Genomic DNA, 20,400 nt, shown 5'->3' with positions numbered 1-20,400 from the left:
GTCCTCAGGCCCCGCCCTGATCCGACAGGGCGGGCGCCGCCCGCGGCAGGCGCACCGTCGCCCGCAATCCGCCCTCGGGGCGATTGTTCAGAGCCACGCCGCCGCCGCTGCGCTCGATGATCGAACGGCTGATCGCCAGGCCCAACCCCGCCCCGCCCGTGGCGCGGCTGCGCGACGCCTCCAGCCTGTGAAAAGGCGAGAACACCGCTTCCAGCTGATCTGGCGGCAGGCCCGGCCCTGAGTCGTCGATGATGCAGACGACCGCGCCCTTCTCGGACGTCACGGCGACCTCGGCCCGATCGCCATACAGGACGGCGTTGTCGATCAGATTGGACAGCGCCCGGTCCAGTTGGTCCCGATCGCCGTTGACCAGATGCTCTGCGTCCGCCGTCAGCCTCACGGCCCGCCCCATCGCGACCTGCCGCGCTACGACCTCGTGCGCCAGATCCGCCAGGTCGACAGGCTCGACGGTCCACGGCGCATCCTCGCCCCGCACATAGGTCAGCAGTTGGGCGATCAGCCGCTCCATGCGCGCGATGTCGGCCGCCGCCGCCTCGCGCGGCGCGGCCGCCAGCCCCTCGACCCTCAGACGCAGGCCGGTCAGCGGCGTGCGCAGGTCATGGGCGACGGCGGCCATGATGGCGGTGCGCTCTTTCAGCGCCTCGCCCAGACGCTCTCGCATGGCGTCCAGCGCCTGCGCGGCGTCCTGCGCCTCGCGCGGACCGCCGACGAAGGCCGCCGCACGACGGTCCCCCCGCGCCGCCTCGGCCAGGCGTTGAAACGGCGCAGTCAACCGTCCGGCGCCCCACAAGGCCAGCGGCATCAGGACAGCGGCGGCGATCAGGAAGGCCAGCGCCATGCGCAGGCGCTGCGGCGTCAGCCAAGGCGACGGCGGCGTCGCCACGACCCAGCGCCCGTCCGCCTGACGCGCCGCCGCCTCAAAGGGCGCAAAGCTTATTCCCGGCGACAGGGCCATGCCCGCCAGCAGGGCCTTCAACCTCTCGGACGGCGGTCCTGACGGCGCGGGCGGCCCGCCCGCCGGGGCGCGCTCGGGGCTCGACGGCCGCACCCGCACCTCAGCGTCCAGCAGCACCGCCAGCCCGGCCTGAGCCACCAGGGCCTGCCCCTCGTGCGCCGCCTTGAACGGCGGCGCGGCGACGACGCGACGCCGCCAGCCGGTCTCCGCGTCTCCCGTCACAGCCGCCTCGGCCTCGGCCAGCGTCACCCGCGCAGGCGGCGGGGCGGGAAAGGCCAGGGCGATGACGAAGGCGACCGTCAGACTCAGCAGGATAGCCGCGACGGTGAAGCCCGCCGCCAAGGTGCGAATGGACAGGCTGCGGATGCTCATCCCCGCACCGGCGTTCGGAAGCGATAGCCCGCCCCGCGCACCGTCTCGATCAACGGCGCCTGTCCCGGCCGGTCCAACTTGCGCCGCAGGCGGCTGACCGCCAGATCGACCGCTCGGTCGAAATTCTCGGCCAGCGGCCCGTGGGTGTTCTCCAGAATCTGATCGCGGCTGAGGATGCGCCCAGACGATCGCAGGAAGGTCAGCAGCAGGGCGAACTCGCCCCCTGTCAGCTCGACCGGCGCCCCCGCCGGATCGGTCAGGCGCCGCGCCTCGACCTCCAGCGTCCAACCCTCGAAGATCAGCGGCCGATCCGTCGCCTCGTCCAGAAGGGTCGGGCGACGCAACACGGCGCGGATGCGGGCTAGGAGCTCGCGCGGCTCGAACGGCTTGGGCAGATAGTCGGCGGCCCCGACCTCCAGCCCGACGATGCGGTCGGTGGTCTCGCCCATGGCGCTCAGCATCAGCACCGGCGCCCGTCCCTGCAGCCGTCGACAGATCGACAACCCGTCCTCGCCCGGCATCATCACGTCCAGCACGACCAGATCGGGTATGGCCTCGGCCAACCGCGCGTCCAGCGCCGCGCCGCCGTCAGCGGTCCGCACGGCATAGCCGGCGCCCGACAGATAGTCCTGCAGCGCCGCCCTCAGGCTGGCGTCGTCATCAACGATCAGAATGTCGGCCGTCGCGTTCATGCTCCCCCTTTTCTTCTTCCCCCTTGTATCTCTCGTGTGTCGGAGCGCCCTCGGCAAGCGCCCGCAGCCGACATGAAGGCGATACGAACGCCCACGAGCCTGTCTTCCCATCTTCGGAGACGCCCATGCTCGCCCTCGTCCTGCTGCTGACCTCGACCGCCCCCTCCGCAGTCCCCGATCCGATGTGCGCCCGCGCCCTGCGCGTCGCCCCCGCTCTCAGTTGCGCGGCGGCGGATCACGGCGTCGTCCTGGCCTCAGCCCAGCCGGAGGCGGACCGGCTTGCGACCTACGCACGCGCGGGCGAAATCCGCTTCAGCACCCGCTTCGAGCGCGACATCGCCCCCTATGTCGTCGTCTCGACCCCGCCCCTGCCCGACCGGGCCGCGCTGAACGCCGCGGGCTTCTCTCACATCCTGCCCTGGCCCGCGCCACGGGCGTTCGACGAGGCGGCGCGCCGCAGCGTCGAACAAGGCGCGCGCCGTTTCGCCGCCTCCCAGAACATGAGCCCGGCCCAGACCGAGGAAGTCGTCGCCCGCGCCCTTTCCCAGATCCCCGACGCCAAGGCCCAGGCCGCGCTGGACGCCGGCATGGTCCCGCATGAACTGGGCCACCTGTGGTTCACCGCCGCCTTCTGGCCCGAGCGCCCCGAGACGGACACCAAGACGGACCCCGGCGCCCCGCGCCATTACGGCGGCCCCGGCCCCGACTGGCTGGACGAAGCCGCCGCCGTCATTCTGGAAGACGAGCCGACCGCCGCGCAGCGCCGCGACCACTTCCGCGCCCTGATGAAAGGAGAGGCGGTCCCCGCCGTCGGTCCCATCGAGGGCCGCGCCATACTGCTGGACCTGCCCGGCTTGCTGGCGCGCGAGCATCCCGGTCTGGCGCGCGCTGTCGCAGTCGCGCCCGAACTGGCCGTCAAAGGCGGCGTCGGCGTCAGCTTCACCCCGGCGGGCGCCGGTCCTCGCCCGGCCGCGCTCGAGCGCGTCTTCTACATCCAGACCCGTGTCTTCGCCGACTATTTGATCCGCACCACAGACCGCCCGGCCATCCTGGCTGATATCGCTCAAGCGATGGCGGGCGGACGCAGCTTCGAAGACTGGTTGGCGTCTGACGGCGCAGCCCATGGCCTGCCCTCGACCCTCTCCGCCCTCAGCGACGACTGGCGAGACTACGCCTTAGGCGTTTAGGCGATCGCCCGCCCTCAACCCTGCGGCTTGCCGACCTCTTCGACCGCCATCGGGGTGACGCCCGCAGGCGGCGGAGCGGTCACGGTCACGCTGGGGACGGCGCCGCTCTCGAAAGCCTTGAGCCGTTCGTTGATGGCGGCGATCTCATCCTTGCCGGCCTGGCGGCGGCCGCCCAGGCTGGCGACGCCCACCACGCGGGTCTGGCCGTCGATCTCGACCGTGCGCAGTTCGCCCGACTTGGCGCCCTCCAGCGCCGCTTCCACGCTGTCGGCGGCCGTGGCCAGCAGGATGCGCGACTGGGCGAAGCGGGCCTCGTCGATCGACGGCTCGCGGCCGGAATAGGCGGTGACGAAGGCGGCCGTCTCTCCGGCCGCGCCCTTCCAGCGATAGAAGATGTGCGCCCCGACCTGGGTGATCTTGGCCAGGCTGGGCGACCACCAGGGGTGGACGTAGTCGGCGTGGTAGTGGGTCGCCGTGCCGACGCGCTCGGACACATGGCCGTTCAGGGCGCGCGCCGCGACCCGCTCGGCCCGGTCCCAGGCCCAGCGCACCGGCCCGCGCGCCAGGGAGCCGTCGCAGGTGAAGCTGAACTGGCAGCCCGTGGTCCGCTCGGCGCCCTGATAGACGACGCCGCAGACGCTGGAGGGATAGTTGGGATCGCGCACCCGGTTCAGCACGACCTGGGCCACGCCCTCCTGCCCCTCGGTCGGCTCCAGCGCCGCCTCGTAATAGACCGCCTGAGTCAGGCAGCGCAGGGCGCGCTTGCGCGACGCCTCGTCCGCCGGGCGGAACAGGAAGGGCCGCGCGGGCTGAAGCGCGCCCAAGGCGTTGGGCATGGCGGCGTTCAACTGCTGCGCCGCGACGCCGGCCACGCCCTGATCCAAAGAGGGCTTGCCGCCCAGGGTCAGGCTCTCCCAGCCGGGGGTCAGGCCGTAAAGCTCGGGCAGGCCAAGAGCCGGGTCGTGCCGACGCGCGATCGCCAGCTGCCCCGCATCCATCCGCGCCGTCACCGCCGCCAGGCCGTCCGGCCCCAGGTCGCCGCCCGTGGCGCGGGCCACGGCTTCGGCGGTGCGGTCGATGTCGGGGCGCGGGGTCGAACTGGCCGACATGGCCACGCCCATCGCCGCCAGGGTCACGGCCATGGCGGCGGGCGCCGCTGCCACAGCCCGGCGTCCGGTCGTCTTCAGCGGCGTAAGGCGGCCGAGATTCATGCGGTATCCGTATAGCGGCGTCTGACGGCGCCGGAAATCAGCGATCTGCATGACCGCCCAATCCGGCGCTTTTCAGACGCGAAGATTACCGTTCCGTGAGGCGGAAGCGGCGATCTCCTCGCCGCTTAACGATCGCCCAGGCTGGAGCGCAGCATCCAGGCGGCCTTTTCGTGGGCGGCCAGACGCTGCGTCATCAGGTCGACCGAGGCCTCGTCCCCCACCTCGTCGGCGGCGTCCAGGGCCGCGCGCGCGGTCGAGATGACCACGCCGTGGTCCTTGATCAGCTCCTTGAGCATCTCGGACGAATCCTTCTCCGGATCGCCGTCCTTGATCGAGGTCAGATTGGCGAAGGCCGAGGCGCTCTGCGGGGCCAGTTCGCCCAGGGCGCGGATGCGCTCGGCGATGTCGTCCAGGGCGGCCCAGATCTCGCGGTACTGCTCTTCCAGCAGGTTGTGCAGGCTGAAGAACTCCGGCCCGCGCACGTTCCAGTGATAGCCGTGCGTCTTCAGATAGAGGGCGTAGCTGTCGGCCAGGGCCTTGGACAGTTCGCGCGCAACGTCGGCGCGTTCCTTGGGCTTGAGACCGGTGTCGATGGCGTTCATGACGGCTCCCGTTAGCAGTGCTGTGTGAAGATCAGCCTTGCAGTTAGGTCGCCGAACGCACGATCCAAGAGGTCGGCGGCGACGCGTCGCAGGAATCTTCGCCCCTGTAACGCGACGGCCGCTTGAGCGTTGCCCCTCCCGGTCAAGGAGGGGGCATGGCGCGTGCTTAGCGCTGGCGCGCCTTGCGGGCGGCGTAGCGCGCGTCGCGGGCCGCCTTCTGCTCTTCCTTGGTCAGTTGCTTGCGCTCCTTGCGGGCGGCGCGCTTGGCGGCGTCGACCTCTTCCTGGGCGGCCATTTCGGCGGCCAGGCGGGCGGCTTCCTTCTCAGCCTTCTCGCGGCGCGCCTCGGCCTTGGCCAGTTCGTGCTGCTGGCGGATCGCTTCCTTCTCGGCGGCGCGCTTTTCGGCGAGTTTCTCGAACTCGGGATCCTGAACGGTCGGCTTCGGCTTGAACCGGGCCAGCAGGGCTTGTTTGGCGTCTTTCTGGGCGGACAGGCGGTCGTTGAAGCCGGTGTTCTTGAGGTCGCGCATGCTGAGAGGCGGGTGTCCTTGATAGGGAATGGAGACGACGAAAAAGGCCGATCGCCAGGGCGACGGCCGCAGATCGGGCCGGAAGACGCATCTCGACGCGCTCGACCCGGCGCGAGGCCAAAGCCGAATTTCACGCCGAAATCAAGCTCTACGGCCCGTTTTCATGGGATTTAGCGGCGATGGGGCCGCCAGAACGCAGAATACGGCCGCTCGACGCGGCCGCATCCATGTCGATGAATCAATGCGGCTTCTGTGCGTGGCCGACGGCCGCGCCGGCGGCGCCGCCGACCGCCGCCCCGACCGGGCCGGCCACCACGGCCCCGGCGACCGCGCCGGTGGCGGCCTTCTGTTCAATGCTGTGGCCGCAGGCCGACAGGGCCAGGGCTCCGGCGCCGGCCAGCGCCACGACGGCCAGACGGGAAGCGATGCGGGTCATGGGTCAACTCCTTGAAATAGCACAGCTTGCAACGCGAGAGTCGCAGGCAGGTTCCCATCTGTGGCGCGACTCTGACGAACAAGATGTCATACCCTGATCAATAGCTTATTCGCACCCCACGCACATCAGAGCCAATCTTTCATAAGCACATAAATACAGTCTTCGTAAGAAATTCTAAGGCGCAATTTCGTCACGATTAAAAACAATCCAAATAATGACTGAATGTCGTTTTCCCTATGCTGAGGAAATTACAATTCTAGCGAATCAGTCACATTGAGGCCATGATCGGATGGATAAAGGCCCGCCTTCGAGGGCCGGCGTTCAGTCGGCGTTCGCCCGACCTGCTTAAGCGCGACGCGTCCTTGTCGCCGGGGTTCGGGATCTACGGGGGCGGCATCCTCGCCCTGTTGTACAGGACTACGCCTTTGTTTCTCTCCTCGAAGACGCGTGCGCTGATGCACGCCGCCCGCTCATTCCGCCTGCGCCCCACGACGGCTGCGGCGGCGTTCGGCGGCGTCGTCGGCCTCGCAGTCGGAGGGGCCTATCTGGGCGGCCTGGCCGCCCAGGCCTCGACCGTGCGCGCCCAGGCCGAGCGCCTGCAGGACGCCGGCGCCGGCGGCTATACTCAGGAAGCCCTGGCCCAGGCGGCCGGCGGTCTGGACGCCAGCGCCCTGACCATCGCCCATCGCCATGACCCCTATTCCGTCGCCGGCTCGGCCCAGCGCGACCGCCAGGCCGAACTGCTGACCGCCCGCCTGGAGCAGCTTCAGGGCCAGGACGGCCTGCGCCGTGAGTCCGCGACCAAGGTCTCCGCCGCCCGTCCTTTTCGCCTCGACGGCGCCCTGGACCAGTCGCGCGACCTCGATTGCCTGACCCAGGCCGTCTATTATGAAGCGCGCGGCGAAGGCCGCGACGGCATGAAGGCCGTGGCCCAGGTGGTGCTGAACCGCGCCCGCCATCCCGCCTTCCCCAACACCGTCTGCAGCGTCGTCTATCAGGGCGCCAACCGCAGCACGGGCTGCCAGTTCAGCTTCACCTGCAACGGCGCCATGCGCGGCCGCGTCAATCGCGCCGCCTGGAACCGCGCTCGCGAAGTGGCGACCAAGGCTCTGTCGGGCCAGGTCTTCGCCGCCGTCGGCAACGCCACCCACTTCCACACCACCGCCGTCTCGCCGTCATGGCGCAACAGCCTGGTGCGCGTGAACCAGGTCGGCGACCACCTGTTCTACCGCTTCGGCGGCCGCTCGGGCGGCAGCCAGGCCTTCGCCTACAACCCGCGCCCGTCGGGTCCGGCCGAGCAGGCTCCGCGTCTGATTCAGGCCAGCCTCGACCCGGTAGAAACCGCCCGCAACGCCTCGGGCGCCGTGGCCTACACCGCCGTCCTGGCCCGCGAAGCCCTGACCTCCGGCGGCAAGACGGAAGAGCGTCCGGCCGCCGCGTCGCGCGCCTCCACTACGCCCGCAGCGACGGCGACGCCCCCGGCTGCGCCGAAGCCCGCCGCCGCACCCGTCACGGTCAACGCCGAGGCTTGATCGCGCGCCTCAAGGGTGCGTCTGGCGGTGGGTCGTCAGATTCTGCTGCAGATTGCCGTAGCGCCCCTGCTGGCTCAGGTTGACGTCTGCGTCGCCCGGTTGACCGGACTGCACGCCGTTCGCCTGGTCGCGCCGATCAGCGGCGGCCTCATCCTTCAGCTGGGCGCCGCGATCGGCGAAGCTGCGTTGCTCCCTGGGCGGCTGTGGGGCCCTGGTCATGGCGTCTCTCCTTCGAGGTCGCGCCCTCCCGCCCCACGAAAACGGCCCCCCGCCGGGCCCGTTCCCCGAAAAACCCTGGTCCGCGTCCGCTCAGCCGGCGTCCAGGCCGATATCGAGCTGCATGACCGAATGGGTCAGGGCGCCCACGGAGATGACGTCCACCCCCGTCGCGGCGATGTCGGCCACCGTGCTCAGGTTCACCCCGCCCGACGCCTCCAGCACCACCGGCCCGAAGGCGCTGTCCCGCACCCGCCGCACCGCCTCGGCCATGTCGTCCAGGCTGAAGTTGTCCAGCATGACGACGTCCGGCCGCTCGGGCAGCACCTCGTCCAGCTGATCCAGGCCGTCGACCTCGACCTCAACCTTCATCAGATGGGGCGCGAAGGCCCTGGCGCGGCGCACCGCCTCGCCCGCCCCGCCGCAGACGGCGACGTGGTTGTCCTTGATCAGGATGGCGTCATCCAGCCCGAAGCGATGGTTCAGCCCCCCGCCGCAGGCGACCGCGTGCTTCTCCAGCGCCCGCAGGCCGGGCGTCGTCTTGCGCGTGTCGGCGATGCGCGCCCTGGTCCCCTCGACCGCCTGCACATAGGTCCGCGTCAGGGTGGCGATGCCGCACACTCGGCCCAGCAGGTTCAGCGCCGTCCGCTCGGCCGCCAGCAGGGCGCGCGCGTTGGCCTCGACCGCGACCAGCACCGCTCCTGCCTCGAACGCCTCGCCGTCGGCGACCTTCACCGTCACCGTCGCCTGCGGGTCGAGCGCATGGACGGCGATCCTGACCACCGCCCCGCCCGCCATCACCCCGGCCTGCCGCGCTGAAAACACGGCGCTGAAGCGTGCGTCCTCGGGGATGCAGGCCTGCGCCGTCACATCGCCCGTGCGGCCCAGATCCTCAGCCAGCGCCATGCGCACCACGGGCTCGATCAGCAGGTCCGGCAGGGTTCGGGTCACGGAAACGTCCTTCGTCATTCAGATCACGGCCGCTAGGGCGGCGAGCGTCGCCGCCTCGGCCTCCTCGTCGCGCGCCGGCGCCGGCGCTGCGCGCATCCGCGTGTGCTCGGCCTTCGGCAGGCTGTCGGGGAAGTCGCGGCGATAGTGGCCGCCCCGGCTCTCGCGCCGGTTCAGCGCCCCTTCTGCGACCAGCCGCGCCGCCGTCAGGCACGCCGCCGTCGGATGGCCCTTCGCCAGGTCGTCGATCAGGGCCAGCAGCGCCGTCAGCCCCGCCTCGTCCCGCACCACGCCCGCATGGCGCGTCATGGCCGCGCGCAAGGCCGCCAGCGCCTCGGGCGGCAGATCCGTCATCGCCTGCGCCGCCGCCAGCGGCCGCCGCTCGGGCTGGACCTCGCCCGCCGCCGCCCGCCCCGTACGCCGCCCGAAGGCGCCCGCCTCCAGCAGGGAGTTGGACGCCAGCCGGTTGGCCCCATGCACCCCCGTCGCCGCGCACTCGCCGATGGCGAACAGGCCTGGGACGGTCGTGCGCCCCTCGTCGTCGGCGACGATCCCGCCCATGTGATAGTGGGCCGCCGCCGCCACGGGGATAGGGCTGACGCGCGGATCCAGCCCAGCCCTCATGCAGGCGGCGAAGACAGCCGGAAACTCATGCGGAAAAGCCTCGCCCACCGCCTGGGTCGCATCAAGGAAAGCCCCGCGCCCCTCGACGCGAGCCGCGTGCACCGCCCGCGCCACGATGTCCCTCGGCGCCAGATCGGCGTCAGGATGATCCCCCAGCAGGAAGGCGCCGCGCCCATCGACCAGCCGCGCACCCTCGCCGCGCAGCGCCTCGGTCGCCAAGGGCGCCGGGTCCAGCCCCACATCGATCGCCGTCGGGTGGAACTGCACGAACTCGGGGTCCAGAATCTCGGCCCCGGCCTGATAGGCCAGCGCCAACCCCTCGCCGCGCAGGGCCGACGGATTGGTCGTCGCCTCTAACAGGCCGCCGATCCCCCCGGTGGCCAGCACCACGGCGGGGGCGAACACTTCATCCAACCGGCCGCCGCGCCGCTCGATCACCGCGCCGCGCACCCGGCCGTCGACGTCGCGGATCAGGCCGCGCAGCCGCCCGTCTTCCCAGATTTCAATGGCCTTCGTCGCCCGCGCGGCGGCCACCACAGCCGACAGTATGGCCCGGCCCGCGCCGTCGCCGCCGACCCGCGCCACGCGCGGCAGGCTGTGCGCCGCCTCCAGACTGACGGAAAAGCCGCCGTCGGCGTCGCGGTCGAAGGGCGCGCCCAGCGCCGCCAGCCACTCGACCGTCTCGCGCCCCCGCGTCGTCAGGGCGCGCGCCGCTTCAGCCTCGACCAGACCCGCGCCCGCGCCTTCGGTGTCCTTGGCGTGCAGGGCCGCGCTGTCCTGCGGCGACAGGGCCGCCGCCATCCCGCCCTGCGCCCAGGCCGAGGAGCAGGCGTTCAGCAAGGGCTCGGGCGTCACCACCAGCACCTTGCCGTCCGACCCCAGCGCCTCGGCCGCCTCCAGCGCCGCCGAGAGGCCCGCCAGCCCGCCGCCGATGATCAGAGGACCGTCATGCCGGATGCGCGCCATTCGCCTAGCGGCCTCCCAGCCCGAAGAACCGCAGGCCCATCTCGAACGCCGGTTCGACCGCCCCGCCCGTCAGCGGCAGCAGGGCGCCGATCGCCGCCGCCGCGCAGACCACGGCCGTCAGCAGGTAGAGGGCCAGGCTGCGCCCCGCCTCGGGCCAGCTCAGCCGCCCCCAGGCCGCGCGCCAGACGCCGCGCTTCAGATGGCCGAACACCGCCAGTCCCAGAAACACCGCCAGGATGAACCGCCCCGTCGACACGCCCCACCACACGGCCAGGCCGCCGATGAGCAGCAGCACGACCTGCTCCAGCCGCGGATGCACCCGCGTCAGCACCGGCCCCAGCGCCTTTGACCCGTCCAGCGGCGGCGCCGGCAACAGGTTCAGCAGATTGATCATGGCGATGAAGAAGGCTCCCCTCAGCCAGTCGGCCTCGCGCAGCACCAGCCCCGCCGCCACGAAGGGGATCATGGCCAGCAGGCCGAACGCCGGTCCCGCCAGCGACACCAGCACCCCGTGCCACTCGCTCTTCGGTTCGCGCTGGCCCTTCGCCAGCCCGCCCAGGAAGGGGATGATGTAGATGCGCGCCGGCCCCATGCCGACCCGGTTCATCGCCAGCACATGGCCGTACTCGTGCACGAACAGGCCGAACAGAACGGCCCCCGCCACCACCCAGCTGCCGGTCAGGAACCACAGGAACCCCGCCATCAGCAGGGTCGAGACCACCGCCCAGACCGGGTGCTGGCCCTTGTCCTCCTGCGGCGTTTCATGGCGCGCGCTGTAGCGCGGCGTCTCGCGCGCAGGCTCAGGCGAGGAGCCGTCGCGCGCGCCCCAAGGCCCCTCGACGCTCATCCTTCTCCCCTCGGGGGAGAAGGTGGACGGCGGAGCCGGACGGATGAGGGGGATGCCAGCCACCCCCTCGCCGTCTCGCCCGTATCCGACAGCCCCCTCATCCGAGGCGCTGCGCGCCCCACCTTCTCCCCCGAGGGGAGAAGGATTGCGGACAGGGCCATCAGATCAGCTCCACATCGACATGATGCCGCGCCTTGACCAAGTCGTAGCGCGCGGGCTTCGACGGCGGCGGCAGGTCGATCATCCGCTGCACCGCCAGAGCCGCCTTCTCCAGCATCTCTTCCGGCACCGTCACCTCGAACTGCATGTGCAGCAGGCAGTCGCGGATGTTCTCCAGCGTGATGCGCTTCATGTGCGGGCACAGGTTGCAGGGGCCGACGAACTCCACCTCGGGCACGTCGCCCTTGATGTTCGAGGCCATCGAGCATTCGGTGATCAGCACCACCCGCTTGGGCCGGCGCTGCTCGACATATTCGGTCATGGCGGCGGTCGAACCGGCGAAGTCGGCCGCGCGCAAAATCTCTTCGGGGCATTCCGGGTGAGCCAGCACCTCGGCGTCCGGCCAGGCGTCGCGCATGTCGGCGATGTCCTGCGTGGTGAAGCGCTTGTGCACCTCGCAGTGGCCCGCCCAGGCGATGATGCCCACCGTCGTCTGCGCCGCGACATTGCGCGCCAGATATTCGTCGGGGATCAGGATGACCTTGTCGACGCCCCACTCCTTCGCCGCCCATTCGACGACCTGAACGGCGTTGGCGCTGGTGCAGCAGATATCGGTTTCGGCCTTCACATCGGCCGTGGTGTTAACATAGGTGACGACCGGCAGGCCCGGGTGCCGCTCCTTGATCAGTCGCACGTCCGCCCCCGTGATCGAGGACGCCAGCGAACAGCCCGCGCGCAGGTCGGGAATCAGCACCGTCTTGTCCGGTGACAGGATCTTGGACGTCTCGGCCATGAAGTGAACGCCCGCCTGAACGATCACCTTGGCCTTGGACTTGGCGGCCTCCTTGGCCAGCCCCAGGCTGTCGCCGACATAGTCGCCCACGCCGTGGAAGATCTCGGGCGTCATATAGTTGTGGGCCAGGATGACGGCGTCGCGCTCGCGCTTCAGCCGGTTGATCTCGCTGATCAGCCGGGCCTGCTGCGGCCACTCCAGCGGGGTGACGTGGTCCTTGACCTTCTCCCACACCGGGGCGGTCTCTTCCGCCAGTTCCTTCGACAGACCGAAAGCGCCGTCCGCCATCGTCCCTACTCCCTATCGGCCGTCTACGCGGCCCCGACTTATGCTCAAACTTAGCATAAGCAGGCGCAATGTAGGCTCTTCCGCACACGGCGCAAGGGAAATCGGCTCAGTCTTCCAGGGTGAACAGGGCGTCCAGCGGCGCGCCCAGCGCCTGCGCCAGCGTCAGAGCTACCAGCACCGAAGGGGTGAAGACCCCGTTCTCCACCGTATTCACCGTCTTGCGCGACAGCCCGGCCCGGTCGGCCAACTCCTGCTGCGTCAGGCCCGCCGCCGTGCGCGCGGCCTTCAGCTTCACGACCAGACGCGGATCAGCCACCGGCGGCCCGCCGATCCAGCTGCCAGTAACGCAGCCCCGCCGCCGAGGCCGTGACGAACATCAGCCCCGGCATGGCCGCCACTGCCGCCTGCGGCTTCCACAGACCGAGGGCGAAGACGACCACCATCCCCGCCAGCGCCACGCCCAAAGCTGCGTTCAGCGCCGAACGTCTGAATGACAGGGTGAGTTCGTCCTCCAGCAGTCGCTTCATCTTCTTGTCGCCACGAATATCGAAACCCGTGACCATCATCAGGTGCACCGCCGACATCATCGGCGACAGCGCCACCATCTTCCAGTTCAGCGCCTCGCCCTGACCTCCGGCGATAGCCCAGGCCGAGATCGTGCCCTGATAGACAAGAAAGAGCGACGCAAACGGCATGAACGCCATCGCCACAGCCCGCTTCTTCTGAACGCGGTCGCGATAGCCCCCTTTGGAGCGCTCCACCCGGATGGTGTCGGAATCCGGCCCATTGTGCATTCCGAGCACCGCCGAAGCGACGACAGCGCAGAGTCCGAGCAAGGCCAGGATAGCTCCAACGGTCGCTGCGTGCTCTTCGCTACGCTGGGCCAGAAATACACCGCAGAAAGCAACTGCAAGACCAACACCGCCCAGCGCCGCGATCATCCGCAGCCGCCGCACCCGCCGTCGCTCATTCATCTTCGCCCGCTTCAGCTCGTCGTCCATCGGCGCCTCCGGTGATACCTACAGGTTACATATCACCTATGGGTTACATCGCAAGCCCAAGCTTCCTTCTCCCCTTGTGGGAGAAGATGGCTCGCGCAGCGAGACGGATGAGGGGTCTCGCCCCGCCTTCCATTGAGCGAAAGCCCAGTGCTCAAGGTTGAGAGACCCCTCATCCGACGGCCTTCGGCCGCCACCTTCTCCCACAAGGGGAGAAGGGCCGATTCGCAATTTTCGTTCTCATGCGCCGCAGCATCGCCTAGACCGGAACACGCTTCATCCTCCCCTGCGCCGCCTGACCGAGATCATCGTGCAAGATACTGTCCGCCGCATCCTGACCGCCCGCGTCTATGACGTGGCTGTAGAGACCCCGCTCGATCCGCTGAGGCGGCTGTCGGCCCGCATCGGCCGCCCCGCCCTGCTGAAACGCGAGGATCTGCAGCCGGTCTTCTCGTTCAAGATCCGCGGCGCCTACAACAAGATCGCGGCCCTGAGCGAGGCCGAACTGGCGCGCGGCGTCATCTGCGCCTCGGCGGGCAATCACGCGCAGGGGGTGGCGCTGGCCGCGGCCAAACGCGGCGCGGCGGCGACCATCGTCATGCCGACCACCACGCCAGGCATCAAGGTGGCGGCGGTCCAGGGGCTGGGCGGTCAGGTGGTGCTGCACGGCGAAAGCTTCGACGACGCCTACGCCCACGCCCGCGCGCTGGAGAAACAGACCGGCGCGACCTTCGTCCATCCCTTCGACGACCCCGACGTCATCGCGGGGCAAGGCACGGTCGGGCTGGAGATCCTGCGCCAGCACCCGGACCCGATCGACGCCGTCTTCATTCCCATCGGCGGCGGCGGGCTGGCGGCGGGCGCAGCGGCCATCGTCCGCTTCCTGCGGCCCGAGACGCGGCTGATCGGCGTCGAACCCGCCGAGGCCCCGACGATGAAGAGCGCCATCGAGGCGGGGCGCGTGGTCGATCTGGATCAGGTCGGCCTGTTCGCCGACGGGGTGGCGGTGCGCCGTGCGGGCGAAGAGACCTTCCGCCTGTGCCGCGACCTGCTGGACGAGATCGTGCTGGTCGACACCGACGCCATCTGCGCGGCGGTGAAAGACATCTTCGACGACGTGCGCGCCGTGGCCGAACCGTCAGGCGCCGTGGCGCTGGCGGGCCTCAAGGCGTGGGCCGCGCGCAATCCGGGATCAGGCGCGCTGGTCGCGATCAACTCGGGCGCCAACGTCAACTTCGACCGCCTGCGCCACGTCGCCGAGCGGGCCGAGATCGGCGAGGGCGCCGAGGCGCTGTTCGCCGTCTCCATGCCCGATCGGCGCGACGACTATCACAGCTTCCTGCGCAGCCTGGACGGCCGCTCGATCACGGAATTCAACTACCGCTGGTCCGGCGACGGCGCGGCCCAGATCTTCGTCGGCGTAGCCCTGCGCAACGGCGCCGCCGAGCGCGAAAGCCTGCTCAAACGTCTCACCGCCGACGGCTACCGCGTGGTGGACATGAGCGACAATGAAACGGCCAAGCTGCACGTCCGCCACATGGTCGGCGGGCGCACCATCGGCCTGCCGCACGAACGGCTGCTGCGCTTCGAATTCCCCGAACGGCCCGGCGCCTTCCTGCGCTTCCTCAACAGCCTTCAGCCCGCCTGGGCCCTGACCCTGTTCCACTATCGCAACCACGGCGACGACGCGGGCCGGGTGCTGGCGGGGGTCAGCGTCCCGCCGGATCAACAGGCGGCCCTCAGCGCCGCGCTGGACGAACTGGGCTACCCCTACGTCGACGAGACGGACAACCCGGCTTGCCGCCTGTTCCTCGACGGGGCGGCCTAGCCGCGCGGCCGGGCGAAACAGCGCCAGACGAACAGCACCACGATCACCCCCATCGTCGCAAAGGCCACCGCCCCGTGCGACATCTCCAGAAAGCTAGTCTGCCAGGGATGTTCGGCGCGGGTGGCGGCGTCGAACGTCCACCATGTGTCCGATCCCCGGACGCCGGCGCCCCTGCGGATCATCTCGCCGCCGAGGCGCTCCGCCATGACCGGCCTCAGCACGGCATTCAACAGGACGCCGATCGCCAGCGGGATCAGATACCAGAGAGAATCGATCAGGGCCTTGCGCCGCGGCGTCGTCATGGCTGGAACCAGAAAAGCCCCGCAGGCCGATGTCAACGCCGCCGCGCGGGTCTTTACGCTCGGCTGATCGCCTCGGCGATTTCCTCGGCGGGGCGGCCGGCCAGATCCTTGGCGATCTCGCCGACCAGGCGCTGCTCCAACGTCTTGTGCCAATGCTTGCGCAGCTGGCCCAGGGTCTTGGGCGCGGCGACGACGGCCAAGGCCTCGATCTTGTTGGTCAGGGCCATGTGGTTCAGCGCCTCGGCCACGCCCATGGCGAAACCGTCCTCGGCCTGGGTGTCGTTGTCGGGGTTGGCGTCGCTGGATCGGCGGCCCGGCGCGCCGGACAGGCGTTCGGGAATTTCGGGCGTCGCCATCGGCTTGAGCTGGATGTCGAGGTTGTGGCCGGTGTTGCGGAACAGGCTCAGCTTCTCGCCGTCGGCGACGGCGACCAGGGCCCCGTTGGGCAGGTTCATCATCAGACTCCCGAAATGAGCGCCGAAAGGGAGGGCGCTGTCAGTCCAGCGCAAACGCCCCCTGTCCTGTTCCATCCTGCGACGCTTCGTGCGCCAGCAGCCACCGCTTGCGCTCCAGCCCGCCCGCATAGCCGGTCAGGGTTCCATTGGCGCCGACGACCCGGTGGCAGGGCACGATGACGCCGATCGGATTGGCCCCGTTGGCCAGGCCCACGGCGCGCACGGCGGCGGGCTTGCCGATGGCCTGGGCCAGTTGGCCGTAGCTCCAGGTCCGGCCCGCCGGAATGGTCCGCAGCGCCGCCCAGACCGCGCGCTGGAACTCCGTGCCGCCGGTCTTCACGGCGAGGCCGTCCAACGCCGTCAGATCGCCGTCGAAATAGGCGACAATGGCCTTCCGCACCGTTTCGGGCGCGCGCCCCGGCGTCAGCCGAACCTCGCCATAATGGCGGGCCAGCAGCTTCATCATCCGCGCCTCATAGTCGGTGAAGTCGAAGGCGCGCACGGCGCCGTCCGCGTCCACGACCAGCAGCACCTCGCCCACCGGCGTGGCGATGCGGTCCAGGGTGAGGGCTTCAGGCTGCGTCTTTTTCATCGTCGTTCTCCATGATCGTCATGCCGTCGATCCCCGCCTCGCGCAGGTGCAGCACGCCATAGGCCCGCCAGGGCCGCCATCGCTCGGCCCGCCCCGCCAGCCGCTCGTCTTCCAGCCGGTCGCTGGCCATGTCGGCCGCTTCGTCGTTCCAGACGCCCGGCAGCCGCAGGCCCGGCCGCGCCTTCACCAGCGGCGCCAGCGCAGGGTCCGCAGACAGGTCGCGCCGGATCGCCTCGGGGTCGGACGACAGGTCGAACAGCCGCCGCACCCGCGCCAGCACCCCCGGCAGGGCCTTCAGGTCAACCAGCGCCGCCGTGACCGCCAGCCGGTCGCCCGCCTCGAACCGGGCCGAAACCTCGCCCGCCGCCCCGTCCGTCGCCAAGGCCAGAACGCGGCGCCAGACCCCGCCCTCGACCGTCTCGCCGTTCGCCTTCAGGGCGGCCAGCATGGCCTCGACCTCATAGGGCGGGCGATAGGGCAGGCTCAGCCGCACGCCTCCATCCCACGGCCGCTCGGCCCGCGCGCGCAGCGCCGACGGCGGCCGTCCATACAGGGCCTGAAACGTCTCATTGAAGCGCCGCACGCTGCCGAAACCGGACGCCATCGCCACCTCGGCCATCGGCAGGTCGGTCTGGTGAATCAGGGCCTTGGCCAGCAGGACGCGGCGCGTCTGGGCCACGCTGACCGGGGCGGCGCCCAGGTGCTGGCGGAACAGACGGCGCAGGTGCCGCTCGCCCACCCCCAGCCGCGCGGCCAGGGCGTCGACGTCGCCCTCATCCAGAGCCCCCGCCTCAATCAGGTTCAGCGCCCGACTGACGGTGTTGGAGGTGCCGCGCCACGCGCCCATGTCGGGCGCGGTCTCCGGCCGACAGCGCAGGCAGGCGCGAAACCCGGCCTCCTCTGCCGCCGCCGCGCTGGCGACGAAGCGCATGTTCTCACGCTTGGGCGTCCGCGCCGGGCAGACCGGGCGGCAATAGATTCCAGTGGACTTCACACAGGTGAAGAAGCGCCCGTCGAAGCGCGGGTCGCGCGTCAGGACGGCCCGGTAGCAGGCCTCCTGATCCAGACTGTCGCGGGCGTTTTCCATGCCCGCAACATGCGCCCGCCGCGCCGCCCTGTCTCGCGGTTTTCGGACATGGCGGCGCCGCAGCCAGTTAATCTCTTGCTATCGTCACTCGCCACATCTGCCGCAGGATATCCACCGCCAGCCCCAGCATCAGCGCCGCCAACACCCAGCTCAGCACCGTCGACAGCGTCATGGCGGTGTCGATCACGCCTCGCCCAGCGTCGTTGATGGCGCCCAGAGCCTCCATGCTCAGATGGGTCGGGCGTCCTTCGATCGGCGCCGTCTGATCGCCCTGCGCCAGGGTGAACCAGCTATCCGCCTGGAACAGGCGCCAGCCTAGCCACAGCCCCGCCGCCGCCACCGGAATCTTGAGTAAGGCCCGCAGCCGTTCCGCATGGGGCCAGAACAGGCCGGTCACATCCACGGCGATCCCCGCTACGGCCCAGGCCAGGATCGGCGCGAACAGGACACCCCAGATCGGCGCGGCCGTCACCACGACGTCGCCGCCCCTCATGCCAAAATTGTGCAGGCCGGGGATATGCAGGGCGCCGATCCACCACAGGACGAAAACGCCGCCGCCGATCAACGACCACAGAGCCTCGGCCGCGGGGGGCGTCTGGCCCCTCAGGCCCCAGACCTTGGCGTCCCTCGGCAGCCATTCGGCCTTGGCCTTGTCGGTTCCGGCCATCGACGCGCCCCACTTCGCCGGGTCGGCCAGACCGAAGGCCGACAGGTCGCGCACCCGCCATTTCGTCAGCCAAGTCGGCTTGATGCCGTAATATTCCCAGATCGCCCCGGCCAGGGTCAGCGCCCCCAGCAGGGTCAGCGCCCCGGAGAAGAAGCCGTGGAAAGCCTGGCTGATCGCCCGCCCGAAATCGGCCGGAGCGCCCAGCACGGCAATCAGCAGCCCCAGCGCCTGCACCGCCGCAATGACGATCAGCCCGGCCTTGGCCCCGAACAGCCAATAAGGGAACAGCTCCGGCCCGATCAGGCTGTCGGGCCCCTTGCGATAGCGGGCGGCGACGATCAGCGGGTGGCCGATCTCGTGCAGGATCGCTTCCTTCTCATCATCCGTCAGCGCCCGGCCCAGTTCCTCCTCGCGCGCCTCGACGCGGCTCAGGATCAGATCGCGCAGCTCGGCGACGATGTCCTCGCGGTCCTCGGTCGGCAGTTGCGCGGCCACGGCCTCCAGATAGCGTTCGATGATGTCCATCGCGCCCACTCCCATCCCTTTTAGAGAATCCGTTCCAGCGAGGCGTTGATGCCGCGCCATTCCTCGGTCAGGGCGGTCAGCATGGCCTCGCCCCCCGGCGACAGGACGTAGAAGCGCTTCTTTCGCTTCTCCTCCTCGCGCCACTCGCTGGTCAGCAGCCCCTGCCCCTCCAACCGCCGCAGCAGGGGGTAGAGGGTGGATTCCTCCATCTCCAGCCCGTCCGCCGCCAGCGCCTGCCGCAGGGTGTAGCCGTAGCGTTCGGTCCGCAGGCAGGCGAGCACCGCCAGGACCAGCGTCCCGCGCCGCAGCTCCAGCCGCATCGTCTCGAACAGTTCCCGATCCACGTCGCCGCCTCACTCGTCGCCACATAGTGTGTGACATACAGTATGAGACTGTCAACAACCTTCGCTAGCGGCACGAGAATCCCAAAGCTTGAAGCGCCGCCCCGAAGCGCCCAAAGTGGTTCCATTCAGCGTCTATGCAGGCGTCGACAGCCGCTCGCCAGAGACCTGACGATGAAGGCTCAGTTCTTCTCAATGAGAACCGGTGACGCCTTCATCGCCTACCTTGATCAGCTCGCAGCACAAGCCACCGACGCGGTTCGTCGATATGCCGAAGAGGCTTATGGCGTGACCTAGTCGTTGGGTGGCGGCCGGCGTCTATGTCGCGTTCGTTATACCTACTTGGGTAGCCGCGGCCGATGTCGACTAGGTCGTGTCTGCGTCTGCGGGTAACAAGGCATGGCGTGTCCTGACCTTCGATAACACATTCTCTTCGTGACAGGCTTCGAAGTCAGCGACGCTGGAGATGGAATGGGCAAGGAACCCCGTAAGCCGGTCCTCGGCGATCATGTTCCGATGAAGCGCCGACTCATTCCGCCATTCGTAAGTGCGTTTGGAGGCAAGCTGGCCCAATACTCTTGGACCCGGCAACTCGTTCCAGAGGCGCTGTGGCTCGGGCTCGTTATCGACCGGTTAGGTTGGTCGCAAAGCATAGCTGCCCCCCCAGGTCGCTACTTGCTTGGGAATGCATCGACCGCCTGAGTGAGCTCGAACCAGATAAAAGCTGGCCTAACGCCATCTTGCCGCGCGGAACGTCCACTATGGGATGGAGGTTCAGTACGCGAGACTGGTCGATCAATGGATCCGTTTAATCGACCTGGAGCCTGCGGCTTACGGCACCCACAGCCTCAGGCGTACGAAGGTCTCACTCGTCTACAAGAAGACCGGTAACCTGCGCGCCTGCCAGCTACTTCTTGGTCACCGCAAACTCGAAAGCACTGTCCGCTACCTCGGCATCGAAGTTGATGACGCCTTGGAGCTCTCCGAACAGATCGATCTCTGACAACGGCCGGGTTCGCTCTGCGGACCCGGCACTCGTCCACAATGGGTGGCAAGCGGACATTCCGAACCACCGCAATGAGTCATTATATCGACTTGCTAAAAAGAAATCGTAACGCGGATCATAATTTATCAATAAGCGACCGAAGGCGTCGCAACAGGGGAGTCGTGACGTCCTGGGCCGCTGCTTTCCTGCAGGGAGGCCTGGGGGGAGCCCCTGTGGGCGGG

General features: G+C 69.4%; 23 protein-coding genes and 1 pseudogene. 5 read left to right on the top strand and 19 right to left on the bottom strand.

The genetic code is table 11. From position 1 onward, the window contains the following. Window positions 1-4 precede the first annotated feature (4 nt). Window positions 5-1,348, bottom strand: a complete 1,344-nt coding sequence (locus B3D50_RS11370; RefSeq protein WP_286951281.1) for a sensor histidine kinase — start codon at window positions 1,346-1,348, stop codon at window positions 5-7. After that, window positions 1,345-2,040: a response regulator gene (locus tag B3D50_RS11365; RefSeq protein WP_269298806.1), complete on the bottom strand. Its 696-nt coding sequence runs from the start codon at window positions 2,038-2,040 to the stop codon at window positions 1,345-1,347. Before B3D50_RS11365 ends, B3D50_RS11370 begins: the two co-directional genes overlap by 4 nt. Window positions 2,041-2,165: 125 nt before the next feature. Between B3D50_RS11365 and B3D50_RS11360 the strand changes: the two genes are divergently transcribed. After that, window positions 2,166-3,227: a hypothetical protein gene (locus B3D50_RS11360; RefSeq protein WP_286951280.1), complete on the top strand. Its 1,062-nt coding sequence runs from the start codon at window positions 2,166-2,168 to the stop codon at window positions 3,225-3,227. A gap of 14 nt (window positions 3,228-3,241) precedes the next feature. Here B3D50_RS11360 and B3D50_RS11355 read toward each other — a convergent pair whose 3' ends face one another. The 4 genes from B3D50_RS11355 to B3D50_RS11340 all read right to left on the bottom strand — a co-directional run bounded on the left by B3D50_RS11355 (window position 3,242) and on the right by B3D50_RS11340 (window position 6,005). After that, window positions 3,242-4,489, bottom strand: coding sequence for a cell wall hydrolase (locus B3D50_RS11355; protein WP_286951279.1), 1,248 nt, complete (start codon window positions 4,487-4,489; stop codon window positions 3,242-3,244). Window positions 4,490-4,563: 74 nt separating this feature from the next. Continuing rightward, window positions 4,564-5,040 (bottom strand): Dps family protein, encoded by a 477-nt coding sequence (locus B3D50_RS11350; protein WP_128115073.1) that lies wholly within the window; start codon window positions 5,038-5,040, stop codon window positions 4,564-4,566. Between the two features lie 166 nt (window positions 5,041-5,206). Then, window positions 5,207-5,569 carry a DUF6481 family protein gene (locus B3D50_RS11345; RefSeq protein WP_003166083.1) on the bottom strand — a complete coding sequence of 121 codons (363 nt, stop codon included), beginning with the start codon at window positions 5,567-5,569 and terminating at the stop codon, window positions 5,207-5,209. A 238-nt stretch (window positions 5,570-5,807) separates the two neighbouring features. Next, window positions 5,808-6,005: a hypothetical protein gene (locus tag B3D50_RS11340; RefSeq protein WP_286951278.1), complete on the bottom strand. Its 198-nt coding sequence runs from the start codon at window positions 6,003-6,005 to the stop codon at window positions 5,808-5,810. Window positions 6,006-6,460: 455 nt separating this feature from the next. On the opposite strand from B3D50_RS11340, the gene B3D50_RS11335 reads away from it, so the two are divergent. After that, complete coding sequence (locus tag B3D50_RS11335; protein ID WP_286951277.1) at window positions 6,461-7,537, top strand: cell wall hydrolase; 1,077 nt, start codon at window positions 6,461-6,463, stop codon at window positions 7,535-7,537. A gap of 9 nt (window positions 7,538-7,546) precedes the next feature. On the opposite strand, the gene B3D50_RS11330 is transcribed toward B3D50_RS11335, so the two are convergent. The 7 genes from B3D50_RS11330 to B3D50_RS11300 form a co-directional block, all read right to left on the bottom strand. Beyond that, window positions 7,547-7,756: a hypothetical protein gene (locus B3D50_RS11330; protein ID WP_286951276.1), complete on the bottom strand. Its 210-nt coding sequence runs from the start codon at window positions 7,754-7,756 to the stop codon at window positions 7,547-7,549. A gap of 90 nt (window positions 7,757-7,846) precedes the next feature. Beyond that, window positions 7,847-8,722 carry a carboxylating nicotinate-nucleotide diphosphorylase gene (nadC, locus tag B3D50_RS11325; RefSeq protein ID WP_286951275.1) on the bottom strand — a complete coding sequence of 292 codons (876 nt, stop codon included), beginning with the start codon at window positions 8,720-8,722 and terminating at the stop codon, window positions 7,847-7,849. Beyond that, a complete protein-coding gene (locus tag B3D50_RS11320) occupies window positions 8,723-10,291 on the bottom strand; it encodes an L-aspartate oxidase (protein WP_286951274.1) in 1,569 nt (522 codons plus the stop codon). Window positions 10,292-10,295: 4 nt separating this feature from the next. Then, complete coding sequence (locus B3D50_RS11315) at window positions 10,296-11,138, bottom strand: metalloprotease (protein WP_286951272.1); 843 nt, start codon at window positions 11,136-11,138, stop codon at window positions 10,296-10,298. Window positions 11,139-11,298: 160 nt separating this feature from the next. Continuing rightward, the gene (nadA, locus tag B3D50_RS11310) at window positions 11,299-12,378 is read right to left on the bottom strand and encodes a quinolinate synthase NadA (RefSeq protein ID WP_286951271.1); all 1,080 of its coding nucleotides are present in this window, start codon (window positions 12,376-12,378) and stop codon (window positions 11,299-11,301) included. Between the two features lie 106 nt (window positions 12,379-12,484). Next, complete coding sequence (locus B3D50_RS11305; protein ID WP_286951270.1) at window positions 12,485-12,694, bottom strand: helix-turn-helix transcriptional regulator; 210 nt, start codon at window positions 12,692-12,694, stop codon at window positions 12,485-12,487. Beyond that, window positions 12,687-13,379 (bottom strand): hypothetical protein, encoded by a 693-nt coding sequence (locus B3D50_RS11300; RefSeq protein ID WP_286951269.1) that lies wholly within the window; start codon window positions 13,377-13,379, stop codon window positions 12,687-12,689. The genes B3D50_RS11305 and B3D50_RS11300 overlap by 8 nt, the downstream gene beginning before the upstream one ends. Window positions 13,380-13,686: 307 nt before the next feature. Between B3D50_RS11300 and ilvA the strand changes: the two genes are divergently transcribed. Beyond that, window positions 13,687-15,204, top strand: coding sequence for a threonine ammonia-lyase, biosynthetic (ilvA, locus tag B3D50_RS11295; RefSeq protein ID WP_286951267.1), 1,518 nt, complete (start codon window positions 13,687-13,689; stop codon window positions 15,202-15,204). On the opposite strand, the gene B3D50_RS11290 is transcribed toward ilvA, so the two are convergent. The 6 genes from B3D50_RS11290 to B3D50_RS11265 form a co-directional block, all read right to left on the bottom strand. Beyond that, window positions 15,201-15,506 carry a hypothetical protein gene (locus B3D50_RS11290; RefSeq protein WP_286951266.1) on the bottom strand — a complete coding sequence of 102 codons (306 nt, stop codon included), beginning with the start codon at window positions 15,504-15,506 and terminating at the stop codon, window positions 15,201-15,203. The two genes, ilvA and B3D50_RS11290, sit on opposite strands and share 4 nt — an antisense overlap. 53 nt (window positions 15,507-15,559) lie before the next feature. Further along, window positions 15,560-15,961 carry a host attachment family protein gene (locus tag B3D50_RS11285; protein ID WP_223850887.1) on the bottom strand — a complete coding sequence of 134 codons (402 nt, stop codon included), beginning with the start codon at window positions 15,959-15,961 and terminating at the stop codon, window positions 15,560-15,562. Window positions 15,962-16,001: 40 nt separating this feature from the next. Then, window positions 16,002-16,553, bottom strand: coding sequence for a methylated-DNA--[protein]-cysteine S-methyltransferase (locus B3D50_RS11280; RefSeq protein WP_286951265.1), 552 nt, complete (start codon window positions 16,551-16,553; stop codon window positions 16,002-16,004). Next, complete coding sequence (locus B3D50_RS11275; protein ID WP_286951263.1) at window positions 16,534-17,640, bottom strand: bifunctional transcriptional activator/DNA repair enzyme AdaA; 1,107 nt, start codon at window positions 17,638-17,640, stop codon at window positions 16,534-16,536. The genes B3D50_RS11280 and B3D50_RS11275 overlap by 20 nt, the downstream gene beginning before the upstream one ends. Before the next feature lie 67 nt (window positions 17,641-17,707). Next, on the bottom strand, window positions 17,708-18,832 hold the full coding sequence (locus tag B3D50_RS11270; RefSeq protein WP_286951262.1) for a hypothetical protein: 1,125 nt from the start codon (window positions 18,830-18,832) through the stop codon (window positions 17,708-17,710). A 20-nt stretch (window positions 18,833-18,852) separates the two neighbouring features. Continuing rightward, on the bottom strand, window positions 18,853-19,152 hold the full coding sequence (locus B3D50_RS11265) for a PadR family transcriptional regulator (RefSeq protein ID WP_286951338.1): 300 nt from the start codon (window positions 19,150-19,152) through the stop codon (window positions 18,853-18,855). Between the two features lie 195 nt (window positions 19,153-19,347). Here B3D50_RS11265 and B3D50_RS11260 point away from each other — a divergent pair, with 195 nt between their 5' ends. Both B3D50_RS11260 and B3D50_RS11255 read left to right on the top strand, forming a co-directional pair. Then, the gene (locus B3D50_RS11260; RefSeq protein WP_286951261.1) at window positions 19,348-19,470 is read left to right on the top strand and encodes a hypothetical protein; all 123 of its coding nucleotides are present in this window, start codon (window positions 19,348-19,350) and stop codon (window positions 19,468-19,470) included. Window positions 19,471-19,948: 478 nt separating this feature from the next. Continuing rightward, window positions 19,949-20,176, top strand: a pseudogene (locus B3D50_RS11255) (integrase); the annotation flags it as partial. Between the last annotated feature and the right edge of the window lie 224 nt (window positions 20,177-20,400).

The organism is Brevundimonas sp. UBA7507 (assembly GCF_002478355.1).
GTDB lineage: Bacteria > Pseudomonadota > Alphaproteobacteria > Caulobacterales > Caulobacteraceae > Brevundimonas > Brevundimonas diminuta_D.
This window is presented reverse-complemented; position numbering and strand designations above follow the sequence as displayed.

What these genes read in the sequence shown, in the direction of transcription:
- B3D50_RS11370 (WP_286951281.1), bottom strand. Translation starts at nt 1,348, where the DNA reads ATGAGCATCCGCAGCCTGTCCATTCGCACCTTGGCGGCGGGCTTCACC.
- B3D50_RS11365 (WP_269298806.1), bottom strand. Translation starts at nt 2,040, where the DNA reads ATGAACGCGACGGCCGACATTCTGATCGTTGATGACGACGCCAGCCTG.
- B3D50_RS11360 (WP_286951280.1), top strand. Translation starts at nt 2,166, where the DNA reads ATGCTCGCCCTCGTCCTGCTGCTGACCTCGACCGCCCCCTCCGCAGTC.
- B3D50_RS11355 (WP_286951279.1), bottom strand. Translation starts at nt 4,489, where the DNA reads ATGCAGATCGCTGATTTCCGGCGCCGTCAGACGCCGCTATACGGATAC.
- B3D50_RS11350 (WP_128115073.1), bottom strand. Translation starts at nt 5,040, where the DNA reads ATGAACGCCATCGACACCGGTCTCAAGCCCAAGGAACGCGCCGACGTT.
- B3D50_RS11345 (WP_003166083.1), bottom strand. Translation starts at nt 5,569, where the DNA reads ATGCGCGACCTCAAGAACACCGGCTTCAACGACCGCCTGTCCGCCCAG.
- B3D50_RS11340 (WP_286951278.1), bottom strand. Translation starts at nt 6,005, where the DNA reads ATGACCCGCATCGCTTCCCGTCTGGCCGTCGTGGCGCTGGCCGGCGCC.
- B3D50_RS11335 (WP_286951277.1), top strand. Translation starts at nt 6,461, where the DNA reads ATGCACGCCGCCCGCTCATTCCGCCTGCGCCCCACGACGGCTGCGGCG.
- B3D50_RS11330 (WP_286951276.1), bottom strand. Translation starts at nt 7,756, where the DNA reads ATGACCAGGGCCCCACAGCCGCCCAGGGAGCAACGCAGCTTCGCCGAT.
- nadC (WP_286951275.1), bottom strand. Translation starts at nt 8,722, where the DNA reads ATGACGAAGGACGTTTCCGTGACCCGAACCCTGCCGGACCTGCTGATC.
- B3D50_RS11320 (WP_286951274.1), bottom strand. Translation starts at nt 10,291, where the DNA reads ATGGCGCGCATCCGGCATGACGGTCCTCTGATCATCGGCGGCGGGCTG.
- B3D50_RS11315 (WP_286951272.1), bottom strand. Translation starts at nt 11,138, where the DNA reads ATGAGCGTCGAGGGGCCTTGGGGCGCGCGCGACGGCTCCTCGCCTGAG.
- nadA (WP_286951271.1), bottom strand. Translation starts at nt 12,378, where the DNA reads ATGGCGGACGGCGCTTTCGGTCTGTCGAAGGAACTGGCGGAAGAGACC.
- B3D50_RS11300 (WP_286951269.1), bottom strand. Translation starts at nt 13,379, where the DNA reads ATGGACGACGAGCTGAAGCGGGCGAAGATGAATGAGCGACGGCGGGTG.
- B3D50_RS11290 (WP_286951266.1), bottom strand. Translation starts at nt 15,506, where the DNA reads ATGACGACGCCGCGGCGCAAGGCCCTGATCGATTCTCTCTGGTATCTG.
- B3D50_RS11285 (WP_223850887.1), bottom strand. Translation starts at nt 15,961, where the DNA reads ATGAACCTGCCCAACGGGGCCCTGGTCGCCGTCGCCGACGGCGAGAAG.
- B3D50_RS11280 (WP_286951265.1), bottom strand. Translation starts at nt 16,553, where the DNA reads ATGAAAAAGACGCAGCCTGAAGCCCTCACCCTGGACCGCATCGCCACG.
- B3D50_RS11275 (WP_286951263.1), bottom strand. Translation starts at nt 17,640, where the DNA reads ATGGAAAACGCCCGCGACAGTCTGGATCAGGAGGCCTGCTACCGGGCC.
- B3D50_RS11270 (WP_286951262.1), bottom strand. Translation starts at nt 18,832, where the DNA reads ATGGACATCATCGAACGCTATCTGGAGGCCGTGGCCGCGCAACTGCCG.
- B3D50_RS11265 (WP_286951338.1), bottom strand. Translation starts at nt 19,152, where the DNA reads ATGCGGCTGGAGCTGCGGCGCGGGACGCTGGTCCTGGCGGTGCTCGCC.
- B3D50_RS11260 (WP_286951261.1), top strand. Translation starts at nt 19,348, where the DNA reads ATGAAGGCTCAGTTCTTCTCAATGAGAACCGGTGACGCCTTCATCGCC.